This is a genomic window from Bacillus sp. AFS001701 (assembly GCF_002559405.1).
Lineage (GTDB): Bacteria > Bacillota > Bacilli > Bacillales > Bacillaceae_G > Gottfriedia.
In genome coordinates this window covers 1-7092 of record NZ_NTZO01000057.1, presented here as the reverse complement: position 1 = coordinate 7092, position 7092 = coordinate 1, and the positions used below count along the sequence as shown (strand labels likewise).

Here is a 7092-nt window from a genome sequence, read left to right as displayed (position 1 = left end):
TTTTGACAGTTAAATTCTACAATCCTTTCTTCGATTGGCAAAATGATTTGTAAATATTCTTTTTTTATAAATAAGTTTCTAGCTTGTCCAATCCACTCCTTGATTTCCATAATAAACACCTCTTCCGGATTCTTTAATCTTATTTTCTCATAGATAAGAGGTGTATTCTTTATATTTCGCTCGACATTTACCTTGATAAAAATCTATATTTTAATTTTATTTCTACAGCATTCAACTCATTTCCCGAGAAATATGTCTAATATCAGGAAATATTTTAAGCCATATAAAAAGAGTGCAACATACAGTATGCACTCATCGTTTAATATATAAATTATATTTTTTTAATAATTCATGTAAATATGGTACAGACTGGAACGCGTAGATTTTTTGTTTCATTTCCCCATTCTCAAAAATAAGTAAACAAGGTACACTTTCAACCTTCCAGTTTTGAGCTTCTTCCACTATTTCATTAATATTTACCTTGCTTATAGGTAAATTTGGCAGAATCTCATTTACAACCTCTAGCATTTTAGAAGCTACTTGGCATGTACCACACATTGCGGTATAAATATAAATAACTGTCGTCTCTTTTAATTGAATTCTTTGCATTATTTCATTCTTTGTCCATTGCTGCATAGTCTTTATTCCTCTTTAATTTGTACGTAAATAATCTGTAAATACTAAAATATCCGCCCCTAATAATACACTAGCTAAATGCTGACTCGGAGCTGTTGCCACTTCTCGATAACTTCTATCAATGTACAGATGCTCTGCCTGTGGAAATTCTCTTTTTAACAGTCTTCTAAGCTTTTCACCAGCCTCATCTGCATCTACTAACACATAGATTTCTCTTAAATCTAACATTTCAGCAAGCTCATCTAGCTTTGAAGTACCAACTGTACCATTCGTACAGATAATATCTACAGGCTCCTTTATGATCGTCTGTATTTTTCTCTTATCAGTAGTACCTTCGACAATGATAACTTTTCTTTGATCTTCAATATTCACTGGGCATCACCTAATGTATAGGACTCAAAAACTTTTGACTAAAAATCTTTTGTATATAGTATATTCGATTTCCCCTATGTTGTTTCCTTTTTTTACCTAAATGAAAATGTCCCTTTAAATTATGTTTTATGTAAATAAGTTAAGCTTTATTACATTTATTATACACCAAAAATAAAAAAGCGCCCAAAATGGACGCTTAATGTTAGATAATTAATCTTGATTGATCATTTCTTCGTATTGACCAGCAGTCATTAACTCATCAAGTTGAGAAGTGTTTGTAGCCTCAACAACAACCATCCATGCTTTTTCGTATGGAGATTCGTTTACGAATTCAGGATTTTCATCTAGATCAGAGTTTACTTCAATTACTTTACCACTGATTGGAGCATATAGTTCTGATACTGTTTTTACAGACTCTACACTACCAAATGGCTCATTAATAGTAAGTTCATCGCCTACTTCTGGTAGCTCAACAAATACGATATCTCCAAGCTCTGATTGAGCGAAATGAGTAATACCGATATAGTATTTATTACCTTCAACTTTTACCCACTCATGTTCTTCTGAATAACGTAGTTCATTTGGAATTGACATTGTGAAATCCTCCTCTGATTAATTACCTTAAATTATATAGTTATTTTATAACCAAACCTTTTCAAATACCTCTTCATTAAAACCAACTGTTGCTTGATCTCCATTAAAAAGTAGAGGTCTTTTAATTAATTTACCATCTGAACTTAGAAGTTCTAATAGCTCGTCCTCAGTTTTTGTTGGAATAACATCCTTCAATCCAAGCTCACGATATTTAACGCCACTTGTATTAAACAGTTTATTTATAGAAATTCCACTTGCTTTATAAAGATCAGCAAGTAACTCCTTTGAAGGTGGGTTTAATGTGATATCAATTGCTTCAACCGGAATATTATGTTCTTTAAGCCAAGAAGCGGCTTTTCGACAAGTTCCACATTTTGGATATGTATAAAAAATGATACTCATATTAGCAACTCCTCCCAAATTCTATTTTATCACAGGGAATATGCGAGTTTAAATAGTTCCGTTCGAAAATTCTGTAATAAATCGTCATATACATCATTATAGCAATATTCTCTATAATTAACTAGTATAACGTTCGTGTTTTATACTATTCAAAGTCAAAAACCTTCTATATTTCTTTTGTTTTAATGTAATTTACTAAAAATATTTATAACTGATCATTTAGCCATTTTCAACATTTCTAGTATGGCACAATTTATGGGAATAATATCCTTTTTTTCTCTAAAAATTTATTTCATTCCCCAACTATACCTCCGTTACTATAATAAGAAAAACCGGGCAACAACCGCCCGGTCCATTTTGCACTAGAGATACTCAATATTTTCACTCTATATATCGTGTCTAATATTAATCAATTACTTCACTAAATTCATGTACCCAAACCCTCATTTTCGGAAGCCACGGCATCTTCGGATGAATCGCTAGAATAGATTGCTTATATTCCTCAACAGTTGTAAATCCTTCTCGCTTTGCATCTACATCTGTCAATTCACCTAAGGTTTGTGAATATACAGTATGAACTACGAATTTGCGACCTTCAAGGTCCATAATCTCCCCTGGATCGGCATATCTCCCATTTCTTCTTATAGCAGTTTTCGCACCCGATAATACCTTCCTTACGTCTTCCTTCATTGTAACTAGTTTTTCAATTGAACAAGTTTTAGGTTGTAAAGATGGTTTCATTTATTTCTCCTCCAATTCGATTAATAATCGTATTATTTATTTAAGTAAACTGGCCCGCCCTAGAGGCAGGTCATGCCCTTTCGGTTGTAACCATTTCACAAAAATATAAAGTTAGATGCCAAATGACTTTCTTTTCTGAGGAAGGAAGTCATTTGGCAATATTTCCTTGTTCGTCTTGAACTTAAGAGATTCCCCTAAGAGGAGCCTCGAAGATTAGCGCACGCCGTATGCTTTAATAAGGGTCTGTTCAACCTTGCTACCGTTAGCGTCCCATCCTTTGATGCGCAGTGACACATAGCCAGATGCTGGGTTTTTCACAGTCACAGTGTAGTGACCACCTTCGATGTTCTGTACCTTTGCAGCGCTCCAAGTACTACCATCATTAGTAGATACTTCAACCTCTGCCCCACGAATGTCTGGGGTAGCACCGGATTGAAGTACAAATGATAGATCAAAGTGATCAGTGATGCCACCTTTTGCATTGTTCTCCCCATCAAGTTTAAAGTCATATCTTGGCCACAACATCGCCAGGTCTTCTTTCCCGTTCTCTGGTCGAGCGGACTTGAACGTCCATGCCATGCTAGTCATTGTAGACAGTGGTGACCACTTAGATTGCGCCGTATTCATAGTGACACGGTATGTTGCTGGATCAGAGCTAACAGCAACTGGCTTTGAAGTAGAGAACCAAGAATCTTGATTGAGAAGGGCCCCGTCCTTAAAAATCTGAACAGACGATGAGTCGACTGGTAATAGGAAATCTCCCCAATGGTCAGGTTCACTATCACCAAACTCATGATTTTGGATGAAGAATTTATCTCCCTCGCGGTACGCAATGGCGCTCTCAGATTGACCAATTGCAGCACCCAACCAAGTCTGTTCACGCTTATCTCCCGGCAGATAGTTGCGGTATATATCCTTTACGTTTTGGGAAATTTCATTTGGGTTTGGAAAGACCGTTTGGATCCAATGCATCACGTTCATGGTCGGAAACTTGCTACCAGTAGAGTACCACTCCTCCCTATCTAGTGGAGTGTCGATCCAATTCACAACTTGAGTTATCATAGACTCATTCGGGCGAACGGCAGATGTAACCTCACCAACCCACTTACCTTTAGTGCCACGGTAATGGTTCATTACCACGGCAGAGTTTTCTGCAGTCACTTCATCGCTAGGGTCTTCTGGGATGACACCTGGCATATTTAACGCTATGTTGTATACGTAAGGGCTGTTGGCGATTCCCTTCAAGTTGATTAAGGTTGGGCCGTTAGCGATTCGGTTTAGAAGCGCAGTTCCGTCGTCCTGTCCAAGTGTATAAGCAGGGATAGCGATGTTATCAGCTCTTAGTACGCTAGCAGCGTAAATTCCTGGTCTGTCGTTAACTAGGACCACCGCCGCTGCACCAGCATCTTGCAACGCTTTAATCTGGGTAGCTGTAGTCTGATTCGCATCACGGGTAACGACCGCAAGATTACCACTGATGTTCTTGCCGCTTATGTCCTCCGGCAATGCTTTACCTACGTTTACGGCTTTTAGGTTCCTAGGTTCGTTTAATCTAGGTACAAAGCCTACCGGTTCTAGCGGGATGGATCCGCCAAGCCCGTCATAGGATGCCTTGATGATAGGGGCAATCCTCTTCTGCTGGAAATCAAACTCAAACGTTCCTTCATCATCCTTCAATGGATTTGTCGGCACTACGTAAACATGATCCCAAATCGCGCTCGAAGCTCCCTTCATGTAGTCAATCGTGCCCAAACCAAAAGATCTGCGGTAGCCAACTTTCCAGCCGCCTTGTTCGGACTCCTTAGGCGTCGAGATCTTGACCTCCTTACCTAATCGGGCATCCAGTGTGATGGTCTTTTCCTCCTTTAACTTCAGCTCCACCATAGGCTCACCAGCAAGGGTATAGTCCTGGGTAGTTAATCCGGTCTCGTCTTGTGTGTAGATGGTACCCATCACTGAATATCGCCCTGGCTGCAAAAGGAGGGTAGTATCGGTACCAATAGTAGGGTAAATCTGCTTGATTTTCCCAGTATCGAGGTTACAAGCAATGATTTCACCTTTTGTTTGCTTTCCATTTCGGTCAATCGTTTGAAGCTTTACTCTAACTAATGGTTCAATCTTTGTTGCTCCCAATGTCGTGTTTATTGTTTTGTTGTCACTTGAAGTAGCCTTAACCACAACTTTATAATCCTGAATACTGCCAAGTGTTGGATTAAGTGTCACCTTCACATCACTGCTACCATTTGCTGGTACTGTGACTGTTGTCTGATTAAGTGTGAACATTCCAGCAGGTGCTGTCGTTAAATTCTCACCCGTGGCTGTCAAGACAAGATTCAATGTCACATTATGATCAGATGGATTAACATATTTATAAGTTTTTTCTACTGGCTTATCATCTGCCATAGCAGCTCCCATACTGACGACTGCAGGACTGCTATAGACGTTAGCATCCAAGGCGTTCGGAACACTTACACGGCCGCCACCCTGTTGATAAGGTGTATAGCGAACATTTGATACCCCTGTACCGGCTAATACCTGCTTGATATGGTCCCCTGTCCAATCCGGGTGTCTTTGTTTCAGAATAGTTGCAGCTCCGGCAACATGTGGTGTAGCCATTGAGGTACCACTGATAGTAGTGTAGTAGTTGCCAACAAGCGGACCTAAAGCTGTTCCAGCCGCACGAGCTGCAGTAATTGAGACTCCTGGTGCCGTAACCTCAGGTTTCACTCTGAAATTGTTTATAATCGGACCACGGCTTGAGAAGGCAGCCAAAAACTCGGTTGCGGATTTGTCCACTGCCCCAACGGTCAATGCTTTTTCAGCAGCACCTGGTGATCCTACAGTATTCTTTTTACTTCCTGCATTACCTGCAGCAATAACGAACAATGTGTTGCTAGCATCACTTAAATTATTTACCGCTTGACTTATTGGATCTGTGCCGTCGCTCGGATCATTCGTACCAAGGCTCATACTAACGATATCGGCCTTTTCCTGAACGGCCCATTGCATGCCAGCAATGATTCCCGATTCAGTACCTCCACCTGTATTGCTAAGTACCTTTCCAATTAAAAGGTCTGCACCTGGAGCTACACCCTTAAATTTACCATCGGAAGCGGCACCAGATCCTGCGATAGTCGAAGCAACGTGTGTACCATGCCCGTGGTGATCGATAAAATCTTCACCATCAATAAAGCTCTTTGTTTCTTTAATAGAATTTTTAACATCCGGATGGGTCGGATCGATCCCTGTGTCCAAAATAGCTACTTTAACGCCTTTGCCGTCATACCCGGCAGCCCATGCTGTAGGCGCCCCAATCTGTGGAACACTCTTGTCAAGTAAAACATGTACTGGTTTGTCCAGCCAAATCTTTTTGAGGCCTTCCGTTAGTTCAGGCTGAGCTTGCTTTGTATTTGCCTCTCCATCAACAGCATCCCAGAATTTCTTGGCATGTTTTTTATTCGTTTTTACTGCGACCGAATTTACACTAGGAAGATCTACTGTTTTCGTTGCCTCGGTAGTCGCAGCTTCATCAGCTGCTTCGCTGACAGCTGAAGTAATACCGGATTCCTCTGTTACAATCAAAGGAATACTTGACTGATGAGCGTCATCGTAGCCATACTCAATCAATTTCGTTATGTTAAACAAATCTTCATCCATTTGACCAGCTGCTAAGAATGGTGTTGCTTCATCAGGAATCAGATAATAGTCCCCATCAATCGTTTTCTCGGAATATGAGACCGGAGTTCCGTCCTCATTAGGTACAAGTGTTGCAACCATTGTTCCTTCACTATGTTTTTCTACATTGACGACGTCACCGGTAATCAGAGTGACCTTGTGCCTTTCCGTTACCCGACCGCTTTGATTCTTAGTTGTCTGAATTGTTGGCGTTTCGGCTGAAGCCTCATCATATGCATATGAATTACCAGTACTTGTACCTAAAAGTACTGCAGAAGCCAAGCTTACGGTCATTACATTAATAATTTTTTTGTTTCTCCTTTTCCCCATTTAAACTCTCCTTTGTCTTTACAAAATGTAGATTAATATATTTGTAAAAATGCAAAGATTTCGTGTTCATTACTTATCTTCACATTTAATACACTGATCCGTGTTTCGGCATACTGTTATAGAGACTTTTCAACTTAGCTACTATTAATTGGGAGTTTTTTTAATTTACAAAATATTCTAATATTTAACTACTTCAAATTATAGGCTTCACTTTCAGTCGAGTAAATTGGGGGAAAACTTTCTAGAATTTGTAAAAATTTTTTAACATGAATCTACAAGAATAGTAATTTCAACTGTTCAGTTTCATGAATTCAATTCGAAAATGTAGTAATATCATTATAG

Annotated in this window: 6 protein-coding genes; all 6 read right to left on the bottom strand. The window is 39.4% G+C overall.

The annotated features are described in order from the left end of the window. Nucleotides 1-312: 312 nt before the first annotated feature. A complete protein-coding gene (locus tag CN514_RS04925; RefSeq protein WP_098231640.1) occupies nt 313-636 on the bottom strand; it encodes a thioredoxin family protein in 324 nt (107 codons plus the stop codon). A 15-nt stretch (nt 637-651) separates the two neighbouring features. After that, nucleotides 652-1002, bottom strand: coding sequence for a ribonuclease M5 (locus tag CN514_RS04920; RefSeq protein ID WP_088014517.1), 351 nt, complete (start codon nt 1000-1002; stop codon nt 652-654). A 216-nt stretch (nt 1003-1218) separates the two neighbouring features. After that, nucleotides 1219-1602, bottom strand: a complete 384-nt coding sequence (gcvH, locus tag CN514_RS04915) for a glycine cleavage system protein GcvH (protein WP_098231639.1) — start codon at nt 1600-1602, stop codon at nt 1219-1221. Nucleotides 1603-1647: 45 nt separating this feature from the next. After that, on the bottom strand, nt 1648-2004 hold the full coding sequence (locus tag CN514_RS04910) for an arsenate reductase family protein (protein WP_098231638.1): 357 nt from the start codon (nt 2002-2004) through the stop codon (nt 1648-1650). A gap of 405 nt (nt 2005-2409) precedes the next feature. Beyond that, on the bottom strand, nt 2410-2745 hold the full coding sequence (locus CN514_RS04905; protein WP_098231637.1) for an ASCH domain-containing protein: 336 nt from the start codon (nt 2743-2745) through the stop codon (nt 2410-2412). A 213-nt stretch (nt 2746-2958) separates the two neighbouring features. Continuing rightward, nucleotides 2959-6750, bottom strand: coding sequence for a S8 family serine peptidase (locus CN514_RS04900; protein WP_098231636.1), 3792 nt, complete (start codon nt 6748-6750; stop codon nt 2959-2961). Between the last annotated feature and the right edge of the window lie 342 nt (nt 6751-7092).

Excerpts from the sequence above, each read along its gene's own strand:
- CN514_RS04925 (WP_098231640.1), bottom strand. The coding sequence starts at position 636 with ATGCAGCAATGGACAAAGAATGAAATAATGCAAAGAATTCAATTAAAA.
- gcvH (WP_098231639.1), bottom strand. The coding sequence starts at position 1,602 with ATGTCAATTCCAAATGAACTACGTTATTCAGAAGAACATGAGTGGGTA.
- CN514_RS04910 (WP_098231638.1), bottom strand. The coding sequence starts at position 2,004 with ATGAGTATCATTTTTTATACATATCCAAAATGTGGAACTTGTCGAAAA.
- CN514_RS04905 (WP_098231637.1), bottom strand. The coding sequence starts at position 2,745 with ATGAAACCATCTTTACAACCTAAAACTTGTTCAATTGAAAAACTAGTT.
- CN514_RS04900 (WP_098231636.1), bottom strand. The coding sequence starts at position 6,750 with ATGGGGAAAAGGAGAAACAAAAAAATTATTAATGTAATGACCGTAAGC.